22 protein-coding genes and 3 tRNA genes are annotated in these 24,110 nt (G+C 56.3%); 13 read left to right on the forward strand and 12 right to left on the reverse strand.

What is annotated here, in order from left to right:
* Positions 1–11: 11 nt before the first annotated feature.
* On the reverse strand, positions 12–950 hold the full coding sequence (locus tag ABIE61_RS04460; protein WP_354407111.1) for a sodium-dependent bicarbonate transport family permease: 939 nt from the start codon (positions 948–950) through the stop codon (positions 12–14).
* 110 nt (positions 951–1,060) lie between these two features.
* Here ABIE61_RS04460 and ABIE61_RS04465 point away from each other — a divergent pair, with 110 nt between their 5' ends.
* Entirely contained in the window at positions 1,061–2,023 is a 963-nt protein-coding gene (locus tag ABIE61_RS04465) for a LysR family transcriptional regulator (protein WP_354407113.1), read from the forward strand.
* Here ABIE61_RS04465 and ABIE61_RS04470 read toward each other — a convergent pair.
* The 7 genes from ABIE61_RS04470 to ABIE61_RS04500 all read right to left on the reverse strand — a co-directional run bounded on the left by ABIE61_RS04470 (position 1,995) and on the right by ABIE61_RS04500 (position 5,813).
* On the reverse strand, positions 1,995–2,375 hold the full coding sequence (locus ABIE61_RS04470) for a rhodanese-like domain-containing protein (protein ID WP_206835178.1): 381 nt from the start codon (positions 2,373–2,375) through the stop codon (positions 1,995–1,997). The genes ABIE61_RS04465 and ABIE61_RS04470 overlap by 29 nt on opposite strands.
* Before the next feature lie 67 nt (positions 2,376–2,442).
* Entirely contained in the window at positions 2,443–3,216 is a 774-nt protein-coding gene (locus tag ABIE61_RS04475; protein ID WP_354407116.1) for an ABC transporter ATP-binding protein, read from the reverse strand.
* A gap of 6 nt (positions 3,217–3,222) precedes the next feature.
* Positions 3,223–4,464, reverse strand: coding sequence for a glycosyltransferase (locus tag ABIE61_RS04480; protein WP_354407119.1), 1,242 nt, complete (start codon positions 4,462–4,464; stop codon positions 3,223–3,225).
* Between the two features lie 67 nt (positions 4,465–4,531).
* The gene (locus ABIE61_RS04485; protein WP_354407122.1) at positions 4,532–5,470 is read right to left on the reverse strand and encodes an AEC family transporter; all 939 of its coding nucleotides are present in this window, start codon (positions 5,468–5,470) and stop codon (positions 4,532–4,534) included.
* Between the two features lie 83 nt (positions 5,471–5,553).
* Positions 5,554–5,630, reverse strand: a tRNA-Pro gene (locus ABIE61_RS04490).
* 7 nt (positions 5,631–5,637) lie between these two features.
* Positions 5,638–5,713 (reverse strand) — tRNA-Asn (locus tag ABIE61_RS04495).
* Between the two features lie 24 nt (positions 5,714–5,737).
* Positions 5,738–5,813, reverse strand: a tRNA-Asn gene (locus tag ABIE61_RS04500).
* Positions 5,814–6,049: 236 nt separating this feature from the next.
* On the opposite strand from ABIE61_RS04500, the gene ABIE61_RS04505 reads away from it, so the two are divergent.
* From ABIE61_RS04505 to ABIE61_RS04515, 3 genes are read left to right on the forward strand one after another with little or no spacing between them, the layout of a single operon-like run.
* Entirely contained in the window at positions 6,050–7,450 is a 1,401-nt protein-coding gene (locus ABIE61_RS04505; protein ID WP_091825029.1) for a Wadjet anti-phage system protein JetA family protein, read from the forward strand.
* Positions 7,450–8,118, forward strand: a complete 669-nt coding sequence (locus ABIE61_RS04510; protein WP_354407125.1) for a DUF4194 domain-containing protein — start codon at positions 7,450–7,452, stop codon at positions 8,116–8,118. Before ABIE61_RS04505 ends, ABIE61_RS04510 begins: the two co-directional genes overlap by 1 nt.
* Positions 8,115–11,546 carry an SbcC/MukB-like Walker B domain-containing protein gene (locus ABIE61_RS04515; protein ID WP_354407128.1) on the forward strand — a complete coding sequence of 1,144 codons (3,432 nt, stop codon included), beginning with the start codon at positions 8,115–8,117 and terminating at the stop codon, positions 11,544–11,546. Before ABIE61_RS04510 ends, ABIE61_RS04515 begins: the two co-directional genes overlap by 4 nt.
* Before the next feature lie 5 nt (positions 11,547–11,551).
* Here the strand turns inward: ABIE61_RS04515 and ABIE61_RS04520 are convergent, their stop codons facing one another.
* Positions 11,552–12,223, reverse strand: a complete 672-nt coding sequence (locus tag ABIE61_RS04520) for a hypothetical protein (RefSeq protein WP_354407130.1) — start codon at positions 12,221–12,223, stop codon at positions 11,552–11,554.
* A 118-nt stretch (positions 12,224–12,341) separates the two neighbouring features.
* Between ABIE61_RS04520 and ABIE61_RS04525 the strand changes: the two genes are divergently transcribed.
* Complete coding sequence (locus ABIE61_RS04525) at positions 12,342–13,646, forward strand: DUF3422 family protein (protein WP_354407133.1); 1,305 nt, start codon at positions 12,342–12,344, stop codon at positions 13,644–13,646.
* Between the two features lie 15 nt (positions 13,647–13,661).
* On the forward strand, positions 13,662–13,982 hold the full coding sequence (locus ABIE61_RS04530; RefSeq protein ID WP_091825041.1) for a BolA family protein: 321 nt from the start codon (positions 13,662–13,664) through the stop codon (positions 13,980–13,982).
* 40 nt (positions 13,983–14,022) lie between these two features.
* Here ABIE61_RS04530 and aroA read toward each other — a convergent pair whose 3' ends face one another.
* Both aroA and ABIE61_RS04540 read right to left on the reverse strand, forming a co-directional pair.
* Entirely contained in the window at positions 14,023–15,303 is a 1,281-nt protein-coding gene (gene aroA, locus ABIE61_RS04535) for a 3-phosphoshikimate 1-carboxyvinyltransferase (RefSeq protein ID WP_354407136.1), read from the reverse strand.
* A gap of 85 nt (positions 15,304–15,388) precedes the next feature.
* On the reverse strand, positions 15,389–15,898 hold the full coding sequence (locus ABIE61_RS04540) for a methylated-DNA--[protein]-cysteine S-methyltransferase (RefSeq protein WP_354407139.1): 510 nt from the start codon (positions 15,896–15,898) through the stop codon (positions 15,389–15,391).
* Positions 15,899–15,999: 101 nt separating this feature from the next.
* Between ABIE61_RS04540 and ABIE61_RS04545 the strand changes: the two genes are divergently transcribed.
* From ABIE61_RS04545 to ABIE61_RS04560, 4 genes are all read left to right on the forward strand, one after another.
* Positions 16,000–16,245, forward strand: a complete 246-nt coding sequence (locus tag ABIE61_RS04545) for an HP1242/YdcH family protein (protein WP_091825049.1) — start codon at positions 16,000–16,002, stop codon at positions 16,243–16,245.
* Between the two features lie 108 nt (positions 16,246–16,353).
* Entirely contained in the window at positions 16,354–18,147 is a 1,794-nt protein-coding gene (locus ABIE61_RS04550) for an ABC transporter ATP-binding protein (RefSeq protein WP_354407143.1), read from the forward strand.
* A 14-nt stretch (positions 18,148–18,161) separates the two neighbouring features.
* A complete protein-coding gene (locus ABIE61_RS04555; RefSeq protein ID WP_354407146.1) occupies positions 18,162–19,277 on the forward strand; it encodes a phospholipase D-like domain-containing protein in 1,116 nt (371 codons plus the stop codon).
* Positions 19,278–19,288: 11 nt separating this feature from the next.
* The gene (locus ABIE61_RS04560) at positions 19,289–19,753 is read left to right on the forward strand and encodes an outer membrane lipoprotein (protein WP_354407149.1); all 465 of its coding nucleotides are present in this window, start codon (positions 19,289–19,291) and stop codon (positions 19,751–19,753) included.
* 60 nt (positions 19,754–19,813) lie between these two features.
* On the opposite strand, the gene ABIE61_RS04565 is transcribed toward ABIE61_RS04560, so the two are convergent.
* On the reverse strand, positions 19,814–20,395 hold the full coding sequence (locus ABIE61_RS04565; protein ID WP_206835153.1) for a YecA/YgfB family protein: 582 nt from the start codon (positions 20,393–20,395) through the stop codon (positions 19,814–19,816).
* A gap of 109 nt (positions 20,396–20,504) precedes the next feature.
* Between ABIE61_RS04565 and recQ the strand changes: the two genes are divergently transcribed.
* Genes recQ through ABIE61_RS04580 form a run of 3 tightly spaced genes read left to right on the forward strand, consistent with a single transcriptional unit; the run spans position 20,505 to position 23,873 of the window.
* On the forward strand, positions 20,505–22,643 hold the full coding sequence (gene recQ, locus ABIE61_RS04570; RefSeq protein ID WP_354407151.1) for a DNA helicase RecQ: 2,139 nt from the start codon (positions 20,505–20,507) through the stop codon (positions 22,641–22,643).
* Positions 22,640–23,065: a YqaA family protein gene (locus ABIE61_RS04575; protein ID WP_354407153.1), complete on the forward strand. Its 426-nt coding sequence runs from the start codon at positions 22,640–22,642 to the stop codon at positions 23,063–23,065. The genes recQ and ABIE61_RS04575 overlap by 4 nt, the downstream gene beginning before the upstream one ends.
* Positions 23,066–23,072: 7 nt before the next feature.
* The gene (locus ABIE61_RS04580) at positions 23,073–23,873 is read left to right on the forward strand and encodes a hypothetical protein (protein ID WP_091825061.1); all 801 of its coding nucleotides are present in this window, start codon (positions 23,073–23,075) and stop codon (positions 23,871–23,873) included.
* Positions 23,874–24,110: the final 237 nt, after the last annotated feature.

The following is a 24,110-nucleotide window of genomic DNA, read 5'->3' on the forward strand; positions in this document are numbered from 1 at the left end:
CGGGTTGTATATCACAGCAGTGCCAGGCTCATCTGGTGGTACAGCGGGATACCGATAATCACGTTGAACGGAAAGGTGAAGCCCAGTGATGCCAGCATGGCCAGGCCGATATTGGCTTCCGGGATAGCGGCTCGGATAGCAGCCGGCGCCGCTATATAGGAAGCGCTTGCCGTCAAGCTGGCCAGAATCAGGGCGCTGCCGCTCGGCAGCTCAAGCGCCATGGCTGCGCCCAGACCAAACAGTGACAGCAGTAACGGTGCACAGCAGGCAAAGGCCAGCAGGCGCCAGTGTTTAAGCGGGATTGGGCGCAGTGTTTCGGCAGCCGTCAAGCCCATTTCCAGCAGGAACAGGGCCAGTACTGCCTTGAAAGCATTGGTGAACAGATCAGTTACTGAGGCACCTTCCATCGGGCCATAGAGGTAACCGATGATCACGCCACCGGCCAGCAGAATAACGCCTCGGTTGGTGAGGGTCTCATGCAGCAGGCTGATGCGTGAGCCGGTATTGCTGCCGGCAGCAAATTTGCGATACAGCGCCAGGCCCACCATGATCGCGGGCAGTTCCAGCAGCACCAGGTAAAGCGTGACTTCCGGGCCGATTGTGAGCTGGTGGGTTTCAGCAAATGCCAGCGCGACGGCAAAGGTACCGGCGCTTACCGAGCCGTAATGTGCACTGATGCTGGCACTGTCCGCCAGCGACAGGCGTATCAGCTTGCGCAGCAGCGGAAACAGTAATAGTGGAATCAGTGCACCGATTACCATGACCAGCAGCATCTCCGGCACCAGTTGCCAACTGAGGTTGCCGTGCAGTCCCATGCCGCCCTTGAGACCGATAGTCAGCATCAAGAGCAGGCTGAGAGTGTCGTAGGCGGCTTTGGGAATGGTCAGGTCGGATTTGACCAGCCCGGCAACAACGCCGAGCAGAAAAAACATCACAACAATATCAGGCATGATTGACTCCGTCTCTGAATCTTGCGCGAATTGTGCCGTTGAAAGGGTATTGAATCTAATTAATTCTTGGTGAACTATGTATAGAAAATTATCTATACATAGGTGTGTCCGTGCGACTCAGGCATTTGACGTTTCGACTGCTGGAGGTATACGTGGCTGTTGTGCGCACCGGCTCGGTGACGGCGGCAGCTCATCAGCTTCACCTTAGTCAGCCGACAGTGTCCCAGCAACTTAAAAGGTTGACCGAAACGGTGGGCGAGCCCTTGTTGAGGACGGGTAACAAGGGGTTGGAGCTGACCGATGTGGGGCGAGAGCTGTATCGCTCGGCACTGGATGTCACTGGTCGATTTGAAGATTTTGCCGACTATTTGTCAGAGCTTAGAGGTGGTCACCGCGGACGCTTCAGTATTGCACTGGTGAACACAGCGCAGTACGTGCTGCCACGATTGCTCGGTCCTTACAGTCAGGCGTTTCCAGAGGTGGATCTGACTCTTGAGATCGGTAACCGTCAGCAGTTGCTGCAGCGTTTTGAGCAACAGTTGGATGATGTTTATGTGTTCAGTCATCCGCCAGCACTGGAACAGGCCGTTGCAGCACGGTTTTTGCGCAATCCACTGGTTATGATTGCCCCTCAGCAGCACCCTTTGGTGCAGAAAGCACAGTTATCCATTCACGATCTCAAGCATGAGCGGTTCCTGTTGCGTGAACCCGGCTCGGCCACTCGTATGCTGTTCGAGAGCTGGCTGCATGCGCAGGGCGTGCAGTTATCCGATACGCTGCAGATGGCCAGTAATGAAGCGATTCGCGTGGGTGTTTCTTCAGGCATGGGACTGGCAGTGGTGTCGCGTCATGTGCTGCCGCTGCAGCACCCGGGCATTGAAGTGTTGCCGTTGCAGCAGTTTCCGCTCGACAGTCACTGGCACTTCATTATTCGACGTGACCGGCGTCTGCCACATGCTGCGAGGGGGTTTCTCGATTATGCTGCCGGCTCACTGGAGCAGTGGTTGCCGGCAGAGTACGTCTGTAACGAGATCGAGCGGCTGTTCAGTCAAACTCGGGAAGAGTGGGCGTAACAACGGGTTTGTCAGCGGCCTGCCAAGCCTCAATGCCACCGGTGATGGAGGTAACGTGCAGGTATCCCATCTCAGCCAGACTTTTGGCGCTGAGGGCTGCGCGACCGCTGTTCTTGCAATAGATGACGATATTGAGATCGCGAGCGTTGAGCGACTCGTCGTTGCTGAACTTGAATTCCAGCAGGCCGCGTGGAATGTTGATGGCACCTGAAAGATGGCCGCTCTGGTATTCATCCGGCTCGCGCACATCAACCAGAAGATCGGCGGCTCTAATGGCTTCGTCAGCATGTTCGACGCTGACTTCGGTGATATTTTCCTTGGCGGCCATTACCAAATCATGGGCTGTTTTCATTTGTAGCTCCTGTAAAGTTGTGCATCAGTTTTGCATTTATATTAGATTTTATTAATACATAATGCCATCAACAATGCCAGAGCCGGTACCAGCCATTTTGTTCGCTGATTTCCAGCGGCGTTTGGTACAGCGCTGAAAGGTTGGCGCCAGTCAGTACTTCCTCTTTGGGGCCGTCCGCAACCACTGTACCTTGTGACAGCAATACCACGCGCTCAATTTCAGGAATAATCTCGTCCACATGGTGGGTTGCGATCAGCATGGAGCCATTTTGCTGACAAAATTGTCGCATCTGCTTCAACATCAGCGCTGCGGCGCCCATGTCGAGGCCGTTCGCGGGCTCGTCCAGAATCAGAGCTTCGGGTTGATGAATCAGTGCTCTGGCCAGCAGCAACCGACGTTTCTGGCCTGTGGAAAGGCGTTGAAACATCTGCTGTTCTTGGTCAATCAGTCCGATTTGCTGCAACAGGTCGATGGCTCTTTGACGCTGCTCTTCAGAAGCCTGCAGGTGATCATGCCGCCCGATCGCGCCGAATAACCCGGACAGGATGACATCCAGTGCGCGGGTATAGGGTGTGTAATCCTCTTGCAATTCATGCGAGACGAAACCAATACGGCTGCGCAGCTCCCACAGGTTGACACTTTCGCTGCCGTAGAGCCGCACATGGCTGCCGTCGCGCACCACGGGGTATAGTTCGCGGCTGATCAGTTTCAGCAGTGTGCTCTTGCCTGCTCCGTTCGGGCCGAGAATGGCGACGCGCTCACCGCGTTCTACCCGCAGGGAGAAGTGCTGCAGTACCGGTGTCTGTTGCTGGTAAACGGTTACATCCTGTATATCAATCATGTGGGCTCACTTGCGCTGTTTGGCTTCGATCCACTGTGCCATATATTGAGTGCTTTTCAGAGTATGGTGACGCAGCATGGCGCCGGTAAAGTTATTCAGTCGGTGCTGCTCAAGGTTGGCTCTGAGTAGGTTAAGGCGTGATATCAGCGCATCGGCATGGCGCTGGAACTGAAAGTGGCGGTCGTGTAGCTCAAAGCCTTGCTGCTGGCATGCTCTCCATTGTGGCGCATCCCGGTATAATGCAACGGCGGCAGTCGAAAATTCTTCGGCATCATCTGCTACAGGTGCCGGCCAGGCATCAGTCTCAGCCATTCCTTCGGCACCTACAGATGTAGTCACAGAGGGTGTGCCACAGGCCAGGGCATCTACCAGTTTGCCCTTCAGGCCTGCGCCAAAGCGCAGTGGTGCCAGGTTAATCCGCGCCTTGCGCATCACTTCATGGGCGTCTTCTGCCCAGCCCTTTACCAGAAAGCCCTGTTTCGGATTGTGCAGTGCCGTTGCCTTTGGGGGAGGGTAGGCGCCATATATATGCAGCTCGGCCTGCGGCAACTGTTGACGAACAAGTGGCCAGATGGATTGCTTCAGCCACAGGACGGCATCCCAGTTAGGGGCGTGACGGAAGTTGCCGATGGCCAGAAAGTGTTCTCGCTGCTCGAAGGTCGGCAGCTGCTCCGTTTCTTTTCTGTTCAGAGGTGGCAGCATGAAAGGGCTGTAGTGAAGCAGGGCAGGGTCGACCTTGAATGTTGACGTCAGCAGCTCGATTTCGGCCCGGGAAATCATAAGCGTCAGATCACTGCGCAAAATGGCGGCAACCTCGCGTTTGGCATGATCCGAGAACAGCAGGTCAGGGCCGACCGTCAGGCTGACTTCACCGCTGTGTTTACAGGCCTGGTGACGTGCATGGCGCAGGCAGGAAAGGTCTTCGGTATCCAGCAGACGAATGGCCTCGGGGCAGTGTTTTTCCACCCGCCAGCCGAACTGCTCCTCCATCATGAAACGATCAAACATCACCAGGTCGGGCTGCAGGACACGGATGAAATCATCAAAGCTGGAGCAGTTCAGTGCGATGTTGACTTCGTTGATACCGCGAGCGGGCAGGTTGGCGCGGTGGATGCTTTTTTCAGCAGGACTGGCAAAAGTCACTGTCCAGCCTTGATCCCGGAAGGCATCGAGCAGGGCCAGCATGCGGTAGCCTGCGGCACTGGAAGCAGGCTCGGGCCAAACATAACCAACAACAAGAACATTCATGAACAATAAAAACCTGTGCAGCAATCGGGCTGGATGTGAGTGTTCATATTACCACTGCATAAAACCATTACCCCATCAGCGCCAGAATGAGGGTCAGGGTAATAAAGGAAAGTGCGGTGGTGACCAGCAACATAGCTGCGCACTGACGACCATACCCGTAGTTGCCGCCTATGATCGGGAATACGCTCAGCATCGGCATCGCTGCGGCGAGTATGACAGCCTTTTCAAGCTGCGGATCAAAGTCGCGCCAGAGCATAACCAGCAACAGCATCAGCAATGGGTGTAGCAGAAGCTTGCCTGCAGCGACCAGGCTGATACTGCCAAGGCTGTCATTGACGCGCGTGCCGACCAGAGAGCCGCCGATTACAAACAGCGCTGTGCCCACTGAAGCCATGGCCAGCATCTCCAGGCTGCGGTCCAGCGCGGACAGTATCGACAGCTGCAGGCTGGCACAGATCAGGCCGGCCAGAATGGCAATGATCAAGGGGCTGCGCAAAATGCGCATGAAAATGCGGCGCCAAACCTGTAACAAAGGCTCGCCAGTACCGGTATCGCGCTTGCCATACTCGATCAGAATAAGGGCCAGCGGCAAAATCAGGATGTTTTCCACCAGCAGTGCCATGGTGAAAGGCTGGGTGGGGGCTGAACCAAATACCTGCAGTAAAACGGGGTAGCCAATAAAGGCGCTGTTGGATGCTGACATTCCCATGCCGCGAACACTGGCCTCGGCCAGATCGGTATTGAAAATAAGCCGGTTAAGGGCTATACCGCCCAGCAGTGCGCCAAGGGAGCCAATGGCATAAATGGTCAGGAAGTCAAACTGGATAACTTCGCTTACCTGCATCTGCGACAGAGTGCCGAAAATCAGGGCGGGCAAAGTGAAATAGAGTACAAATCGCCCCAACAAGGGCATCGCTTCCCGTGGCATCAGGCCGGATTTGACCGCCAGATAACCAAAGCCAATGATGATGAAAATCGGTGCGGTAATGGATAAAACGTCCGTCATGGTATCGGCTCCTCCTTAAGAGGCGGCCAGTATACAGATTTATGACGAAGGTAATATGCGGGAAAACCGGGATAATATAAGGATGGTCGGAGTGGAGGGATTCGAACCCCCGACCCTCTGGTCCCAAACCAGATGCGCTACCAAACTGCGCTACACTCCGACTTCGGTGGCTCCTCGAGCTGGACTCGAACCAGCGACCAATAGATTAACAGTCTACTGCTCTACCAACTGAGCTATCGAGGAAAACCGATTTACAGATCATATATTTGGCTCCTCGAGCTGGACTCGAACCAGCGACCAATAGATTAACAGTCTACTGCTCTACCAACTGAGCTATCGAGGAACACCTGAACTGTGGGGGCGTATATTAGTGATGAGACCCTGTACCGTCAAGCCCTTTGGCTAAATTATTATTCCTTTCTGTATCAAGGGGATAATTCATGGTGTTTGGCAGAAGACGTGTGTAAGTAGAGGACGGGTTTTGGAGTACGGACAGAGCGCTGTAATTCCCCTTATCTCCCTGCCAGTTTTTCGCTAACATAGCCTGCTATCGGAATCGGCGTATAACTGGACGGATCAGTGCTTTTCAACAAGCTTCCTGAAGACATATTTCTCCCGCTCTCGGGGCAGAACCGGCAGGTGTATCAGTCGGTGCTGCTGGAGCTGGCAGATCTCTTTTTTGACGAGGATCTGATCGATCCCTTTATTCCGCGGGACCTGGTGCGTTCCAGCATCGAGAATGCCGTGGTGAGGCTGGGTGTGCGTCGCTGGGAGGCAGAGCCCGGCGAAGATGCAGGCGCTGAGCCGCCTCGTTCCAGTGCCGAGTACACCAACCGCATCTATCGGCGTTTGGTCCAGACCGGCTGGCTGGAAGAGGAACAGAAGGTTTACCGTACCTATGTACTGCTTTCACCTTCAGTCAGCTACCTGCTGCGCTCGCTGGTCAGCATCGCCCGGCTGGAAAAACGCAGCTACGGCGGTGCCGTACTGAACGTGCTCAGTTCGCTGGAATCGGCCATCAGTGACCCTCTGGGGCGAGGTATCACGCTGTCTGAAGCGGCCCAGACGGCGGCGGATTTCAGTGCCCACTTGACTGACATGATGTTGGGCCTGCGTGAGCTGAAGATGAACCTGTCGGCCAGCAATAACCCGCAGGAGATCGTGCGCGGTTTCTTTGACCGTTTTGTTGAGCAGATACTGGTTTCCGACTACAAGACGCTGAAAACCCGTAACAACCCGTTCCGCTTTCGCCGTCAGATTCTCTCCATGCTGCGTGACCTGCAGTTCGATCCGCTCAAACTGCAGCAGCTTGCAGAGCATTATCAGATGCAGCTGGATATGTCATACGACGTTGCCGAAGCGCAGGTGCACCAGCATATCAACCGCATTATCCGGATCTTTGACTCAGTGGATCAGCGTCTGGCCGCCATTGACGATTTCCGCTACCAGCTGGAGAAGCGGGTAGCGGATACCGTTCGCTACATGGACAAGACCACACCGGGCATGGCAGCACGCTTGTCGCGCCTGATTGCGGCGGTGGGCAACCTGCCGGAAAAGGTCATTCCGCCGCTCACTACACTGGATGAGGTGGGCTTTATTTCACCTGCCAGTGTGCGTGCACCGGTACGCCGCAGGGTAGAGGCTCAGCCGCGCATTATCACCCAGAAAGAGATCGACCCCTCCGTGCTGGAGTTGCGGCGTCTGTTCAAGGAGTGGAAAGAGCGGCGCGAAGTCAATGTGGACCGGATCGAGACCTACCTGGAGAGCCAGCTTGCCGGCCGCGACCAGCTGAGGGCCACCGATTTTCGGATCGGTACGGTGGAAGACTACATCTGCTTCAGTTACGTTCGCCACTTCAACTCGCTGGGCAAGAAGGCACAGCGGATGCGGCAGCGCTATCGAATTCAATTTGAAGACAACTACGTTAACGTCTCCGGAATGGTGGAGTGTCGTGGTTTTGTTATCCACAGGAACAGCTAATGCTTGGTGATCTGCAGAAAATCGTCTCCCGCAATGAACAGCATGGTGCCGATGACTTCATCCGTGCCGCCAACCAGCTGCTGAGCAATCAGTTTCTCTATGCGGACCGGCCGGTACACCGTGACAGCTATTTTCTCATTGCCGGCAATACGGAGTATTTTCGTAACCTGTTTGCGGCCATTGGCTGGAGTCTGGTGTATCAGCCAGATGAAGCCTATCTGGGTATTCTGCCGCAGGGTGAAGAGCGTGTGCTGCGTCTGAAGCTGGACGAGTCGCTGCTGATGCTCTGTCTGCGTCAGCAGTACGAGCAGAAACTGGAAAGCTTTGAAGTGGAAGGCGGCAAGGCCTACACCAGTACAGACGAGCTGCTGCGCCTGTTCAGCAACCTGACCGGCAAGGAGATTCCCAACGAGACGCGTCTCAAGGAGATCATCTCCCTGTTTACCCGCCATGGCCTGATTGAGCGTGGCAAGCAGGATGAAACTGATCCGAAAAACATCCCACTGAAGATCAATCCGACCATCCGTCAGGTGGTGGTGGAAGACTATATTGGCCAGCTGGAAGCACTGTGCGACACCGACATTCGTGATCAGCAGGAGCCTGAAGATATCGAACCGGTCGACCTTCCTGACACGCCAACCCCCGAGACTGAGGAGAAGCCCGCATGAAGCAGCTAAACCGGATTGTGCTGGTCAACTGGTATGTGCTGGGCGCAGTCGAGATTCCGATCAAGGGTAATGTGGCGATTGTGGGCCCCAACGGCTCTGGCAAGTCATCCCTGCTGGACGCAATCCAGACGATACTCATGGGCGGCCACAAGCGCCACCTGAGCTTCAACGCCTCGGCCGGTGAGAAGAGCGAGCGCTCTCTGCGTACCTACTGTCTGGGCTTCATGGATGATAACGGCAAGAAAGCGACCGCCCGCGAAGACTCGCTGACCTATATGGCGCTGAGTTTCTTCGATACCGAAACCGCGAAAGAAAGCTGCATTGGCATTGCCATCAGTGCATCAACCGCCAGTGCGGAAGAAGATGTGCTGGGACGGTTTATTCTGCCGGAGTTTTCCGTGTCGCTGGATGATTTCTCGGTCAAGGAAGGCAATGGCCGTATGCCGCGCCCCTGGAACGAGGTGCGTGAGAGTCTGCTCAAGCAGTGTCCGGAGATGATTCTGGAGAAGCGGGCCAACCGCTTTATCCGCGATATGGTGACTCACCTGAGCCATGATGCACAAATGCCGAATGATGACGATAAGTTCGTCAAAAACTTCAAAAACGCGCTGAAATTTGTGCCGATCGACAGCCCGACGCGATTCATTCGCGAGTTCGTGCTGGACGAAAACATCGTACATGTCGGCGCCTTCCGCAAGTCGCTGGATGAATACCGGGCGATGGAGCAGAAGACACTTGAGGTCTCCAACCGCATTGCCGAGTTGGAGAAGGCGCAGGAGCTGTGCAACGGCATCAGCCGCAACGTGAAAAATGCAGTTGAATATGAGTGGGTCGTTCACGAAGGCCGTTTTGAACAAGCGGATCTGCGCAAGGAAGATGCGGCCGAGCGGCTGGAAGCCTACAGTGAGCAGGAAGAAAAGCTGCAGCAGGAATTGGAAGAAAACAGTGCGCGCCTGAATCAGGCGATGCAGGATCTGGCCGATGCGCGTGCAGAGCTGAACAGCAGCGACTCGGCCCACAAGATCAATGCACTGGAATCCACTGTCAAGGCACGTCAGCACGAGCAGAACGTGGTCAAGGACAAGATCCAGCAGGCCTACAATCTGCTGCGTACCACTGTGAGTTTTGCCAACTATAACGATCTGCTGCCGGATGATTTCAAGCCGCTGGTGGAGCGTTCAGTTGAGCTTTGGCGCTCTGGTGAAAACATGCTGGCTGATGCCTGGCCGTCTGAGCCTGTCAGTGTGGATAAGGTGATCAGTGAGCTCAAGGAGCAGGTCGATAGCGTGCGCAAAGCGATCTCGCGCCGCTATGAAGAGTCGGTAATCCGTATTAACGATCTGCGCAGCCTGATCCAGAACCAGAAAAGTGCGGTGGAACAGCTGCAGCAGGGGCGTGCGCCCATCCGTCACAATACCCGTGAGCTGATGGAGCTGCTGAGCGAATATGGTATCGATTCCACGCCGATATGCGAGCTGGCCGACATCAATGATGACAAGTGGCGTATCGCCATCGAGTCCTTCCTGGGTGCACGCCGTGAAGCACTGGTGGTGGCACCGGACAGGGTCAAGGAGGCGATCACCCTGTACCGCCGCAAGGGGCGTCATCTCAAGGGCTGTCGAATTATCAATACCACCAAGTCAGGTGACTGGCTGCACCGCAGCAAACCGGGCTCACTGGCGCAGTTTATTGAAACCGACAACGAACATGCCCAGGCTTACCTTAACCGTGCCCTGGGTGGCGTAATGGCGGTGGAAACCGAGCAGGAACTGCTGCGTCAGGAGCGGGCCCTGACCTACGACTGCATGCTGCAGACCGAAGGCTCGACCACTTCCATCAACGAACTGAGCCCGATTATGGGTATCCGTCGCCGTCAGGATCAGCTCGAAGTGCAGGGGCGTCAGGTGGATGAACTGATCGCGGAATTCACCACCCTGGGCAAGCGTCACGAATCGCTGGAAAAGCTGCGTGATGCCTTGATCAGCATGACGTCGGGGCTGACGCAGGTCACCGAAAGTGTGTTCGATCTGGTCAATCAGCGTGAGCAGCTCAGCAGCGAAATACAGGGTTACGAGCAGGCGGTTGTGGATCTGCGCAACCATGATGACAGCGGTATCCAGCAGCGCATTGCCGAGCTGGCCGACGGCCAGAAGCAGGTGGAAGCCCGTCAGAAAACCCTGATGGACAAGCTGCAGAAGGTACGTACCGGCATGATCAAGGACAATGCAGCCCTTGAAGTGCTGGAGCAGGAGCTGGTGGAACACGCTCAGGCCCGTACGCTGTGCGAGGAAAAACCCCACTTTGATGCCCAGTCGGCGCAGGAAAAGCGCGACTATTTGGATGAAAGCTGTGGCGGGGAGCTGGAGCGCATCATTTTTGAGGCAGCCAAGAAAGCACAGTCAGAACTGCAGCTGCACGAGAAAAAGAAAAACGCCGTGCGTGATGCCGTGGCCCAGTACAAGGCGCGCTATCACGGCGGTGGCATGAGCCATCAGGAGTTGGATAATATCAGTGCCGACTCCACTCATGAAGATCTGGAGTTCTACGTCAACAAAACCGTGCAGGCGCTGCGTGACTCCGAGCTGGCTGAGTATACCAAGAAGGCCGAACGTGCCCGTTTGGAGGCCGAGACCGCCTTCCGCTCAGACTTTGTGGCGCACCTGAATGACCAGATCAACAAGATCAAGGACCTGATCCGTGAGCTTAACAGTCACCTGAAGAACCGTCCGTTCCATCAAGAGATGTACAGCTTCGAGATGATGCCCAACCCGGAGCTGAAGGACATTCTGGAGCTGGTCGAAGCCTATACCCGTCTGGATCAGGCCAACGTGGGCACCCTGTTCGATATTCAGCATCAGGGTGATAACACCCACCGCGAGGCGTTGAACAAGATCCACGATGTGCTGCGCGATGAAGGCGAAAGCAGTCTGCTGCAGGACTACCGCAACTTCTACAACTTCGAGCTGGTGGTAAAAGACCTGCAAGGCAATCGCAAGACGACCCTGACGCAGCGTATCAAGACCGGCTCCGGTGGTGAGCATCAGGTACCGTTCTATGTGGCCATGGCGGCTGCATTGGGTGCAACTTACCGCCTCAAGGAAGGTGGTGATGGCCGTCCGGTGGGCGGCATGAGTCTGTCCGTCTTCGATGAGGCGTTCAACAAACTTGACTCCGAGAACACGGTGACGTCATTGGGCTTCATGTCGGATTTGGGCCTGCAGACTATCATCGCCGCGCCGGATGAGAAGTACTCGTTGTTGTCGTCCTGCATGGATACGATCATCAACGTTTGCCGCGATGGCCGTATTGTTGATCTGGATGTGGAGTTCCCGACAGAGCAAGGCAAGGAGCTGCTGGCGTCCGATCACCCCTACAAGATCATGGCGGCTGAAGCCGCTGAAATGGAAGAGGCGTCTTTGACGCCTTGAATCGATCAGCGGGGCGGGGCTGCCAGCAGTCCTCGCCGCATTGGTTCCGAAGGCTGCCTGTCCAGTGCAGGAATCAGGCTGGTCAGTACCTGATTGCGATAGAACAACTGCAGGCGTGGACCGAATGGGCGACCGCTCCACTGTTCGGGTTGGTCCAGCATATCCAGCAAAATACCTGCCGCACTCAGGCTGGCTTCCTCCTGCTCGTCGCGCCAGTCTCGAAACTGCTCGTTGGCCAGCAGGCAGCTCAGCGTGTGGCTGTTCCACTGTTGTGGCAGTTGCTTCAAGGGAGGGAGCAGGCGGCTGCTGGCGGGGCTGTGCAGGTGTCGATCCCGGGGGAATGAGCGACGTGCGCTAAGGTCGCCACCGAGGCCCAGCAGGCCGTTGTCACGTACGTTGCTGCCAAAATCCAGTGAGGCCAGCCCTTCGATCAGCCGGGTCAGGCTCCAGTTGCAGCCCTTGATCAGTTGCCAAGCGGGTTCCATCGTGCGGCGTGAGCCCAGTGTGTAGCGTACTTCAGGCACGGTTTCGAACAGGGTCAACTGCAGAAAGTGGGTCTGAAAGTCGACCAGGCAGCTTGGCTGGTCGATCAGACAATAGGGTGTCTCGCGGCGACAAAACGCCAGCCATTCCTCTCGACTTTCCAGCTGGGGCAATACGCGAATAATCATGGTCACCTGTACTCACATCAGGTCGCAAGTATAAAGCAAACCGACCACAATTGACGATGCGAGCCACTGGCCTGTGGCGGCAGAATTCTTTAATGTTAGATTTTTGGCATATAAAGACAGGCCCATGAATATCCACCCACTGCGTTCGCTGTTGTACGATGAGCTGCATTCACGGCCGTTTCAGGTCATTCCCAGTCCGGCGCGCGTCACCCATATGGCACTGCTGTGCAATGAAGCTGATCGTCAGGCGCAGCATGAGCACTTGCAGCAGTTGTATGCCTTGTTTGGTTGCCCGGTCGAGCAGGGGGATCGCAACTGCTATGAATATGATTGCGGTACCTTTCGCATGCGCCTGGAGCAACACACCGAGTTTACGACCTTCACCTTCGTTAATCTGGATATTCCCGAGGGCAGTGGTCCCTTTGACGTAACCGGTCTGACTCCCTTGCCCGAGGGCTGGATTGAGGCTCTGCCGGGGCAGGTTGTGGCGGCGTTTCATGTCAGCATTGAAGACGCCCGGCAGGGGCCGGAGCCGAGCCTGCCGCAGGTGAAGCAGGCATTCGAGGAAATGCGTTTGGTCGGCAGCAGTCCGCAGGATGGTGATGCGCGGGTCTGGGCCAGTTTTCAGCTGCATTCGGATGGCTTTGGTCGCCTTATGGTGATTAACAAGCAGATGAGTGACAGTCAGTTGGGGCGTTTGACCCAGCGGCTGATGGAGATCGAAACTTACCGCTTGATGGCATTGCTGGCTCTGCCGCTGGCACGTACGGTATCACCCGAGCTGGTCAAAATGGATGCTCGGCTCGCCGAACTGACTCAGCAACTGGCCGGGGAAGGTGAAGTCAATGAGCGAGAGTTGCTGGCCGACCTGATCGAAATGGCTGCCAGTATCGAGTCATGGCGTGCACGTTCAACCTTTCGCTTCGGCGCCACCAAGGCATACCATGAACTGGTGTTGACGCGCCTGGATGCGTTGCGTGAGGATGAGGTGTCAGGTCATCTCACGATTACCGAGTTTCTTACCCGTCGTCTGACGCCGGCTGTGCGGACGTGTCAGGCGAGCAGTGAACGATTGGAGGATCTGTCGCGGCGGGTGGATCGTGTGTCTGATATGATGCGCACGCGAGTGGAACTGGGTATTCAGCAGCAGAACCAGCAGCTGCTCAGCTCCATGGACCGTCGCTCTCGCATTCAGTTGATGATGCAGCATACGGTAGAGGGGCTGTCCGTGGTGGCGATCAGCTACTACCTGATCGGGCTGCTGAAGTATCTGTTTGAAGCGCTGTACGATGCAGGTGTACCGCTGGACAAGTCACTGGCAATCGGCATTTCGGTGCCGGTGGTTGCCTTCAGTGTCTGGCTGGCCACGCGCCGTATCCACCATCATTTTATCAAGCTGGCACGCAAGGATCGTCTGCGTGATCAGTGAGTCCTGGAGTTGTAGATGAGCGTTGCGGAACGTATTGAAGAGCTGGTCAATGCCGGCATGCAGGTTGAACGGTTTGCGCTGGAAAACGAAAGCCACATGCATTCCGGCCCGGCAACCGAAAGTCATTTCAAGCTGGTACTGGTCAGCCCTGACTTTGCCGGCAAGCGGTTGGTGCAGCGCCATCAGCTGGTATATGGGCTGGTGGCCGAGTTGATGCAGAACCCGATCCATGCACTGGCGTTGCACCTGCATACACCCGAAGAGTGGCAGCAGCGCAATGGTGAGGTACCGGAGTCACCCAACTGCATGGGTGGTTCCAAGGCGGATAAGGGCTAAACCGCTCGGGCACGCTGAAGCCGTGCCCAAGCTGTATGCATCAGGCCGTGATGCGGCGGAACAGCTCGAAGTATTCCGGGAAGGTTTTGCGGGTGCAGCCTGGGTCATTGATGGTGATCGGCGCATCGCCAAAGGCAGCCAGCGAGAAACACATCGCCATGCGGTGGTCATCATAGGTATCGATGGCGGCGCTCTGAATCTGTGCCGGTGGCGTGATTTCGATAAAGTCTTCACCTTCGACCACTTCCGCCCCGACCTTACGCAGCTCAGTTGCCATGGCGCTGAGACGGTCGGTTTCCTTGACGCGCCAGTTGTAGACATTGCGAATGGCTGTTGGGCCCTTGGCAAACAACGCTGTGGTGGCAATGGTCATGGCGGCATCGGGAATGGCGTTCAGGTCCAGATCAACGCCGTTGAGCTCGCCCCGCGTCACTTCAATCCAGGTCGGGCCATAGCTGACCTGCGCCCCCATCTTGCCCAGTACTTCGGCAAAGGCCTTGTCACCCTGAACGCTGTCGGCGCCAACGCCGTAAACTCGCACGGTGCCACCGGCGATTGCGGCAGCGGCCAGAAAGTAGGAGGCTGAAGAGGCATCACCTTCCACCATCACTTCACCCGGTGAGCGATACTGTTGACCGGCGCGTACCACGAAACGCTGGTAGTCGTGGTTTTCCACCTCTACGCCAAACAGCGCCATGGTATGCAGGGTAATGTCGATATAGGGCTTGGAGACAAGCTCGCCCTCTACTCGAATGCTTAGGTCTCCCTCGGCAAGGGGCGCCGCCATCAACAGAGCGGTCAGGAACTGACTGGAGATGTTGCCGCGAATACTGACTTCGCCACCCTTCAGGCCTTTGGCGTTGATCCGCAGGGGGGGGTAACCCGGCTCGCCCAGATATTCGATATCAGCACCCAGCGGTAGCAGGGCATCCACCAGGTCGGCAATTGGCCGCTCATACATGCGTGGCTCACCGCTCAGGGTAAAGCTGCCTTCGCTGGCGCAAAGTGCTGCACAGAGAGGACGCATGGCGGTACCGGCGTTACCCAGAAACAGCTCCAATGCCTGTTCTGCCTTGAATGCCTGCCCCAAGCCGTCCAGCTCACAGCTGCGGCGGTCATCCGCCAATTGATAGCTTACGCCCAGTGCCTTGAGTGCGTTCAACATATGGCGCACGTCATCACTGTCGAGCAGGTTAGTGATACGAGTACTGCCCTCGGCCAGTGCGGCCAGCAGCAGAATGCGGTTGGAGAGGCTCTTCGAGCCCGGAATCTGAACGTCACCGTTGGCTTGGGCCAGCGGCTGCAGGGTCAGGGTATCCATCTGAGGCAGCTTCACTTTAAACACTGGGAGTGGGGTGCATAAACTACCCTGTATCCCGGTCAAGGTCGAGTCCTCGGAGGGCCGATTACGCCGGTTTACGGATGACGCGAGCGCGCTCAAGCAATTCGGCGGGTTGTATTACGAGCTGCTCCAGCTCAAGCAGGCGGATCTTGTGTGTGAGGCCACCGCCATACCCGGTCAACTCGCCGCCGCTGCCAATCACTCGATGGCAGGGAATGATGATGGATAGCGGGTTGCGGTTGTTGGCCAGCCCCACGGCACGTGATGCACCGGGCTTGCCCAGTGCCGCAGCGATCTCGCCATAGCTGCGGGTTTGTCCCCAGGGAATATTGAGCAGTTGGTTCCATACCTGTTCCTGAAAGGCGGTGCCTACGGGGGCCAGCGGCAAATCAAACTGCTTTAGCCGGCCGGCAAAGTAGGCTTCAAGCTGGCTGGCGGCTGCCTGCAGGACAGGGTGCTCAGGGTTTTGAGAGGTGCTGCGCTGACCAAAATCGACTCTGCACAGGCCTTTGGCATCGGCCTGCAGCGTCAGGGGCCCGACCGGGGTGTCAGCAAGGACAAGTGTGTGGATCATGTGGGCCCCCGCGAATAGCTATTGACGCCTGTCATGGAAAACCTATTATGCCTGAAGGATAGTGAAACTGTACCGTGACAACAACCTCAGGAAATATGTTGATGACTATTGAACACCATGATCTCGTCCATGAACTGCCCGAATACCGTGATCAGATTCACACTCTGAAGATGGAAAATGCGCATTTTGCCAAGCTGTTCGACGAATATCATGTGATCACCAAAGAAGTGGAACAGATGGAAGCAGAAACCCTTCCGGCTTCGACTCGCACGGAAGAAGAGTACAAGCTGAAGCGTCTGCAGTTGAAAGATCAGCTGTACGCAATGTTGAAAGACGCCGGCAACTGATAACGCCGGACCAGTCGCTGAAAACACCCGCTGATCGCGGGTGTTTTTCTTTGCGCGGGCGGCGTACATTTGTAGTGCAACTACAGGTCTGTCGATAGGGAGTTTCGGGTGTCTGCCACTTCACCATCCAGTTATGACTGGCGCTACATCTTCAATATTGCATTGCGCCACCGCCGTGAGTTGATGCTGGCCAATCTGATTGCCATCCTGGCGGCCACCTTGAGTGTGCCCTTGCCTCTGTTAATGCCACTTCTGGTTGATGAGGTGCTGCTGGAGCAGCCCGGAGTTGTGGTTGCCACCGTCAACAACCTGCTTTCTGAATCCTGGCAGGGACCACCCCTGTACATTGGGTCGGTTCTGGTCTTGACGGTCCTGCTGCGACTGCTCTCTCTGGGGCTTAACGTGCTGCAGGCACGCCAGTTTACGATCATCTCCAAGGATGTGATCTATCACATACGCGCCGGTTTGCTCGAACGGTTGCAGCGGATCTCCATGGCCGAGTACGAAACGCTGGGCAGCGGCAGCGTGGCATCCCACTTTGTCACGGACCTGGATACGGTTGATCGCTTTGTCGGCAGTTCGGTTAGCCGCTTTCTGGTAGCTGTGCTATCGATTATCGGTACCGCCGTGATTTTACTTTGGATGCATTGGCAGCTGGCACTGTTTATTCTGTTTCTTAACCCCTTTGTCATCTGGCTGACGATGGCTGTAGGCAAACGGGTAAAGCATCTCAAGGCGCGGGAAAATTCAGCCTATGAGCTGTTTCAGGGGGCTCTGACCGAGACTCTGGATGCGATCCAGCAGATCCGTGCAGCCAATCGTGAGCAGCATTATTTGCAGCAGCTGATTGAGCGCGCCAGACAGGTGCGCAATCACTCCTCCAGTTTTGAATGGCGTTCTGATGCTGCTAACCGCTTCAGTTTCATGTTGTTCATGGTCGGGGTGGATCTGTTCCGTGCCGTTTCCATGCTGATGGTAGTGTTTTCTGACCTGTCTGTGGGGCAGATGATGGCCGTGTTCGGTTATCTCTGGTTCATGATGGGGCCGGTGCAGGAAATTCTGGGCATGCAGTACGCCTGGTTTGGTGCGCGGGCAGCGCTGGAGCGGGTCAATCGATTGCTGGCTCTGAATCTGGAGCCGCGATATCCACAGCTAGAGAACCCCTTTGAGTCCCGCAAAACGGTTTCCATCAGTCTGCGTGATGTTCATTTCAGTTATTATCCGGGGCAGGAGGTGCTGCGCGGCATCAGCCTGGATATTCCGGCGGGGCAGAAGGTGGCGCTGGTCGGTGCCAGTGGTGGCGGCAAATCCACGCTGGTACAGGTGTTGCTTGGGTTGTATCCACCACAACAGGGTGATGTCTGTTTTGATGGGGTTTCGGTGCAACGGATCGGGTTGGAGCGGGTGCGTGAGCATGTCTCCACGGTACTGCAGCAGCCGGCTCTGTTTAACGGTTCTGTACGTGATAACCTGACGCTGGGGCGTGACATTTCAGATGATGCTCTATGGCAGGCGCTGGATGTTGCCCAGTTGAAAGACTTTGTCATCGGGCTGGAACAGGGGCTGCATACCATGGTGGGGCGTCAGGGAGTTCGGCTTTCCGGCGGCCAGCGCCAGCGTCTGGCGATTGCGCGTATGGTGCTGACCGATCCGGCGGTGGTCATTCTCGATGAGGCGACCTCGGCTCTGGATACCCAGACCGAGTTTGCCCTGCATCGGGCCATGTCCGAGTTTCTCAGTGGCCGTACCACCGTGATTGTGGCGCATCGCCTCAGTGCGGTACGTCAGGCGGATAAGGTCTATGTCTTTGAAGATGGAAAGGTTATCGAACAGGGCAGTCATGATGAACTGCTTGACCAACAAGGGCTGTATGCGAAGCTTTATGGTCAGCGCCAGCTCTGAAATGAGGAAGGTCGATGCGGCAGCGCTTTGAGTGGCGTGGTGGCAATCGGGTCTCGCTGATGGTGGATGGGGAGTGCTTTTTCCCACAGATGCTGGAGGCTATTGAACAGGCCCACTCCAGCCTGAGGCTGGAGTTCTATATGGTCAGCTCAGGCAAAATTCTGGATCGATTCATTCAGGCGCTCACTGATGCGGTGTTGCGGGGTGTTGATGTTCGCTTGTTGATCGATGGTTTTGGCGGTCGACATCTGGCCCGGGCTGACCGTGAGCGGCTCCGGGCAGGGGGCGTTCAACTGGTCCTGTACAATCCGTTGCAACTGTCTAAATGGACTCGCAACTTTGCTCGTGATCACCGCAAGCTGTTATTGGTGGATGAGCATAAGGCATTCATCGGTGGGGCCGGTCTGGCCGATGAATACTGGCTGTCTCAACGTACGGGCTGCCCCTGGCATGAGATCATGTGCGAGGTTCAGGGGCCAGTGGTCGAGGATCTGGCGTGCCTTTACAACCGTCTTTGGTTGCGCTGCAGTGGCCAGGCGCTGTCACCGCCCTCTGCTCAGCCTGAAGTGGGTGGCGCGCGTATGCGTGTAACCACCGTGCAGGGGCTGTACCAGCAGGATATTAAAGTTGCCTTTCTCAATCAGGTAAACGGTGCTCGACACCGTGTCTGGCTTGAAACCGCCTACTTTCTGCCCTCTCTGTCGATTCGCACGGCACTGCGTCGTGCGGCGCGACGAGGGGTGGATGTACGCATGATCGTGGCGGGGCCTTACACAGATCAATTCTGGGTCTATCATGCCTCAAAACGTTACTATCGGCGCCTGCTCAACGCGGGTGTGCGAATTTACGAATATCAACCGCGCTTCCTGCATGCGAAGGTGGGTTTGGTCGATGACTGGGTATCGTTGGGGTCCTGTAATCTCGACCATTGGAACCTGCGCTGGAATTTAGAGGCTAATATAGAGGTAGAGCACCCTGAGCTGACGGCTCAGGTGGAACAGCTGATCAATGTCGACATGGAGCAATGTCATGAAGTGACAGCTGAAGAGTGGTCACGCCGCCCATGGTATCGCAAGGCGAAAGAACTTGTCTGGGCACTGTTGAGTCAACTGGTATTGAAGATCAGATAACGGAGAGTGTCATGAATAAAACCATTATTCTAACGACCGTGCTCACTGCCAGTCTTTTGAGCGGGTGCGCCCAGCAGGGGCTGTATGGCACAAGCTACAGTCGTGATCAGGTGCGTCAGGCTCAAACAGTTCAATATGGCACTATCGAGTCAGTTACGCCGGTGGTGATCGAAGGACGTGACGATGGCGTTGTGGGTGCCGGTACCGGTGCTGTTGTCGGCGGTATTGCCGGCAATCAGATCGGTGGCGGCAGTGGGCGGACTTTGGCCACGGTGGTCGGGGCTGTTGCCGGTGGTCTGGTGGGGCAAAGAATCGAAAAGTCTGCCACGACCCGGCAAGGACAGGAGTTGACCATCCGCCTGGACTCTGGCCGTGTGGTCTCTGTCGTACAGGAAGTGGATAACGGACAGTTTTTCCGTCCGGGTGATCGTATCAGAGTGCTGGGGCAGGGCAGTTCACTGCGTGTGACCTACTGAAGCACAGGTAAATATGGCCGGGCGCTGCGCCCGGCCTGCCCGCGGATCAGTGAACCGAAATCATTTTTCCGGGGCGTGGAAATGCAGGTAGAGGTCGATCAGAACTTCAGGGATCTGCACGCACATCTCTTCACGCAGCGCACGGTCCTGGCTGATGTCACGGATCTCTTCGTCTTCAAACAGGTCTGAGGCCACCATAATCGGCAACAGCAGGCCTGCTACGGTTTCTTCATCCGCACCGAACCACTGTTCTTCCTTCAGGAATACGCCCTCCATAAAGGATTGGGCCCAGATGGTCAGCTCGGTCATCTCTTCATCTTCTTCAGGCTCAAGACTCAGCTCACAGGGCAGCAGAATCTCCTGATCGTTGTACAGGTCGTTGCCGATGGTCTGGTACAGCTTGCGCAGCAGTGCCAGAATTTCGGTTTTTTCTTCAGCATTGGCCCATTCGGGTTCACCGTCGAACAGCTGTTCCAGCCACTCGGATTCGGCAACGGGTTCGGGGCTGATGTTCAGGGCGCAGAGAAAGCCGTGGGCGCCGATCAGGTCCAGGGCTTCGTCGGACACGGCATCAGAGAACAGAAATTCCTCCAGACGGTCCAGTTCCTCTTCGGTAATCAGGGCAGGCATGTTCGCATTCATGGTTCACAGCATCCGCAAGTTCAGGTCAACGGATGATTCTACCCTGAAGCGTGCTCCGGGGGTATGGCTGTGGATGACTTCATGCCAGTGATCGCGGATAATGCCGGCCATGATAGAGCGCGCCCGACAAATACTGGCCGATGTATTCGGCTTCGAGTCCTTTCGCCACCCGCAGGAAGCTGTGGTTGAAACCCTGATAAATGGCCGCGATGCACTGGTGGTAATGCCCACGGGGGGCGGCAAGTCACTCTGCTATCAACTGCCGGCACTGGTACGCGAAGGCTGTGGGGTCGTGATTTCGCCCCTGATAGCCCTGATGCATGATCAGGTCAGCGCCCTGTCACAACTGGGCATACGTGCCGGCTGTCTCAACTCCGCCATGACCCTTGATGAGCTGCAGCAGACTGAAGCGGCTTTGCGTAACGGTCAACTCGATTTGCTCTATGTTGCCCCCGAGCGCTTGCAGCAGCCGCGCACTCGTCAGCTGCTGAGTCAGTGTCGTGTGGCACTTTTTGCCATCGATGAAGCCCACTGCGTATCTCAGTGGGGACATGACTTCCGTCCCGAGTACATGCAACTGAACGAATTGCGTGAACTGTTTCCAGGGGTGCCGCGCATTGCGCTGACGGCAACCGCTGATGCGCGTACTCGCCAGGAAATCATCGACCGGCTGGCATTGACCGACGCCGCTGCCTTTGTCTGCGGCTTTGACCGCCCTAACATTCGTTACCGTATCGGCCAAAAGGACCGGGCACGTGAGCAGTTACTGCGTTTTATCCGCGATGAGCATCCTCAGGATGTGGGTGTGGTGTACTGCCTGTCGCGCAAGCGGGTAGAGGAAACCGCTGCCTGGCTGTGCGAACGTGGTTTCAATGCGTTGCCTTATCACGCCGGGCTGGACGCAAAACTGCGCCAGCATCACCAGCACCGCTTTCTGACTGAAGAGTCGATCATCATGGTGGCCACCATCGCCTTTGGCATGGGAATCGACAAGCCCAATGTGCGGTTTGTGGCGCATCTGGATCTGCCACGTTCAATTGAAGCCTACTACCAGGAAACCGGACGCGCCGGCCGGGATGGTCTGCCGGCGAATGCCTGGATGGTGTATGGGCTGCAGGATGTGATTTTTCTGCGCCAGATGCTGGAAGGTTCGCAGGCGGAAGCGGCCCAGAAGCAGGTCGAACGGCAGAAGCTGGAAGCGATGCTGGGGCTGTGTGAAATCACTACCTGTCGGCGTCAGGCTCTGTTGAGTTACTTTGGTGAACATGCGCACCAGCCTTGCGGCAACTGCGATACCTGTCTGGAGCCGGTACCGGTCTGGGATGGTACTGAAGCGGCACGTAAGGCCCTGTCGGCTGTGTACCGCAGCAGTCAGCAATATGGGGTCAACTATGTCATCGATATCCTGCGTGGCCAATCCAGTGACAAAACTCGCCAGCGCGGGCATGAGCAGTTGTCAGTATGGGGCATCGGCAAGGACCTGGATCAACAGCAGTGGCGTTCGGTATTTAGGCAGCTGGTGGCACGGGGTTACCTGAATGTGGACCCACAAGGGTTTGGTGTACTGCATCTGAGTGACCGTTGCCGGCCGTTACTGAAAGGTGAGGAAACGCTGGAGCTGCGCCGCGATTTGAAAGTGTCCAGTGCTGCCGGCAAGCGCACGGGTGGCAGCCGTTCCTCGGCCACGCAGCAGAAACTTGATCCGGCCGAGCACCGTCTCTGGGAAGCGTTGCGCGCTCTGCGGCGTCAATTGGCACAGGAGCAGGATGTACCTCCTTATGTCATTTTCCATGATGCAACCCTGATGGAGATGGTGCTGTATCGACCGCTTACCGGCGAGCAGATGCGCCGTCTGAGCGGAGTGGGAGAGCGTAAGCTGGACCTGTATGGTCAGCCCTTTCTGGAGTTGATTGCCGAATTTCAGGATGAGCCCTCCAATAGTCAACAGGCACAGGCGGAAGAGTCACTGCTGCTGTATCGCTCCGGCATGACTGTTGAGCAGGTGGCGCGGCAGCAGAAGCTGTCGGCCAATGTCATCTATGGTCACTTGGCCCATGCGATCCGCGAGCGCAAGATCAGCGTAGACGAGGTGGTTGAGCTGCCAGCCGGTGAGCGCGCTGAAATCGAGAAAACCATGCGTTTTTGTCAGCAACAGTTTGGTGATTCACTCAAGGCGGTACATGAGGCGCTGGCAGGGCAGTATGAGTACGGTCTTTTACGCTGCATTAGGCAAGGGCTGAGTATGTGAGCGATCTGCTGCTGAATCCGCTGGGGCTGTTTCTCAGTGCGCTGGTCTCATCCACTCTACTGCCCGGTGGTTCTGAAGCCCTGTTGGCCTGGCTGGTTGCTTCCGGCGAGCATTCATTGTGGTTACTGCTACTTATGGCAACCGTTGGCAATGTGCTGGGCAGCCTGATTACCTGGGGCATGGGGTACTGGGTAGCGCATCGTTTTCCTCTGCGTGCATTGGACAAGCCCGAGCATCAGCGTGCCAGACACTGGATCGAGCGCTATGGAGCGCTGGTGTTGCTGCTGGCCTGGCTGCCAGTGGTGGGTGACCCGCTTTGCTTCGTGGCCGGCTGGCTTAGGGTCAATCTGTTTGCCAGTCTTGTCGCCATTACACTGGGCAAGCTGCTGCGCTATGCTGTCATCATCGGAATTTTCAGTTGAGATTCGGATGAGCAAAACGTCACTGCTATATGGTATCCAGCTGTTTCTGCTGTTGATTCTCCTGCTGCTGTTGGCCAACGTCTGGTTCAGCCGCAGCAACGAAGTCTGGTGGCATCAACCGGTGCGCCTTGCCATCTATCCGGTCAATGCGGATGGCGAAGCCTTGACCCAGGCCTGGATCGATCAGCTGCGCGTTGAGCAGTTTCAGGATATCGAGCTGTTTTTCAATCGTGAAGCTTCTCGATACCGTTTGCCGCTGGAGCAACCGGTACGGGTGCAACTGGCGCCACAGGTTGAATCCATCCCCCCTCAGGTTCCTGAGCACCCCAGCATTCTGGATGCGATCTGGTGGTCGCTCAAAATGCAGGTTTGGGTCGTATTCAATGACACTCTGTCGGATGATGAGGTCGATGCCCGCGTCTTCATGAACTTTCACCTGCCGCATAACGAGGTTGGTATGCGCCATTCGTTGGGGCTTCAGCGTGGGCTGATAGGACTGGTAAACGGTTATGCGGGGGTTGACTACCAGGGGCGCAACAACCTGATTGCAACGCACGAATTCCTGCATACGCTGGGCGCCAGTGACAAGTACAATGCCGAAACGACCGAACCACTCTGGCCGGATGGCTATGCCGACCCGACCAAGGTGCCGTTGTTTCCACAAACCCGAGCCGAAATCATGGGCGGCAGGGTGCAGGTATCGCCGGGCTGGGCGTTGCTGCCACCCAGTCTGGAGCATGTGGTGGTGGGAGCGGCGACCGCGATTGAGATTAATTGGCTTGCGGCTCCGGCCGAGCCACGTTCTTGACCCCTGCAGTCCCCTGTAGGACAATCCGTCTTCTGCATTCAGGATTTGGAGGATAATTAGCGGGTTTATCGCGGTTTTTGGCGTTTTTTTACGCCCTTTTTGCTGCTTTTCGTGTGTGCAATCTTTCTTGTGCAAATGCCCGTTACAACGGACCTTTGTCCTCTTGGTGGCTGATGTCATGGCCGCTGCTTCTGGATGCTCCCATTCATCTGTTTTACACACAGTTGCTTCAGGCTT

It is taken from the genome of Marinobacterium sp. MBR-111, assembly GCF_040547585.1.
GTDB lineage: Bacteria > Pseudomonadota > Gammaproteobacteria > Pseudomonadales > Balneatricaceae > Marinobacterium > Marinobacterium iners.

Coding starts and splice junctions, on each gene's coding strand:
- recQ (WP_354407151.1), top strand. CDS start 20,505: ATGATAGAGCGCGCCCGACAAATACTGGCCGATGTATTCGGCTTCGAG.
- ABIE61_RS04580 (WP_091825061.1), top strand. CDS start 23,073: ATGAGCAAAACGTCACTGCTATATGGTATCCAGCTGTTTCTGCTGTTG.
- ABIE61_RS04540 (WP_354407139.1), bottom strand. CDS start 15,898: ATGATCCACACACTTGTCCTTGCTGACACCCCGGTCGGGCCCCTGACG.
- ABIE61_RS04545 (WP_091825049.1), top strand. CDS start 16,000: ATGACTATTGAACACCATGATCTCGTCCATGAACTGCCCGAATACCGT.
- ABIE61_RS04460 (WP_354407111.1), bottom strand. CDS start 950: ATGCCTGATATTGTTGTGATGTTTTTTCTGCTCGGCGTTGTTGCCGGG.
- ABIE61_RS04555 (WP_354407146.1), top strand. CDS start 18,162: ATGCGGCAGCGCTTTGAGTGGCGTGGTGGCAATCGGGTCTCGCTGATG.
- ABIE61_RS04475 (WP_354407116.1), bottom strand. CDS start 3,216: ATGATTGATATACAGGATGTAACCGTTTACCAGCAACAGACACCGGTA.
- ABIE61_RS04470 (WP_206835178.1), bottom strand. CDS start 2,375: ATGAAAACAGCCCATGATTTGGTAATGGCCGCCAAGGAAAATATCACC.
- ABIE61_RS04560 (WP_354407149.1), top strand. CDS start 19,289: ATGAATAAAACCATTATTCTAACGACCGTGCTCACTGCCAGTCTTTTG.
- ABIE61_RS04525 (WP_354407133.1), top strand. CDS start 12,342: ATGAATATCCACCCACTGCGTTCGCTGTTGTACGATGAGCTGCATTCA.
- ABIE61_RS04480 (WP_354407119.1), bottom strand. CDS start 4,464: ATGAATGTTCTTGTTGTTGGTTATGTTTGGCCCGAGCCTGCTTCCAGT.
- ABIE61_RS04530 (WP_091825041.1), top strand. CDS start 13,662: ATGAGCGTTGCGGAACGTATTGAAGAGCTGGTCAATGCCGGCATGCAG.
- aroA (WP_354407136.1), bottom strand. CDS start 15,303: ATGGATACCCTGACCCTGCAGCCGCTGGCCCAAGCCAACGGTGACGTT.
- ABIE61_RS04510 (WP_354407125.1), top strand. CDS start 7,450: ATGCTTGGTGATCTGCAGAAAATCGTCTCCCGCAATGAACAGCATGGT.
- ABIE61_RS04565 (WP_206835153.1), bottom strand. CDS start 20,395: ATGAATGCGAACATGCCTGCCCTGATTACCGAAGAGGAACTGGACCGT.
- ABIE61_RS04485 (WP_354407122.1), bottom strand. CDS start 5,470: ATGACGGACGTTTTATCCATTACCGCACCGATTTTCATCATCATTGGC.
- ABIE61_RS04515 (WP_354407128.1), top strand. CDS start 8,115: ATGAAGCAGCTAAACCGGATTGTGCTGGTCAACTGGTATGTGCTGGGC.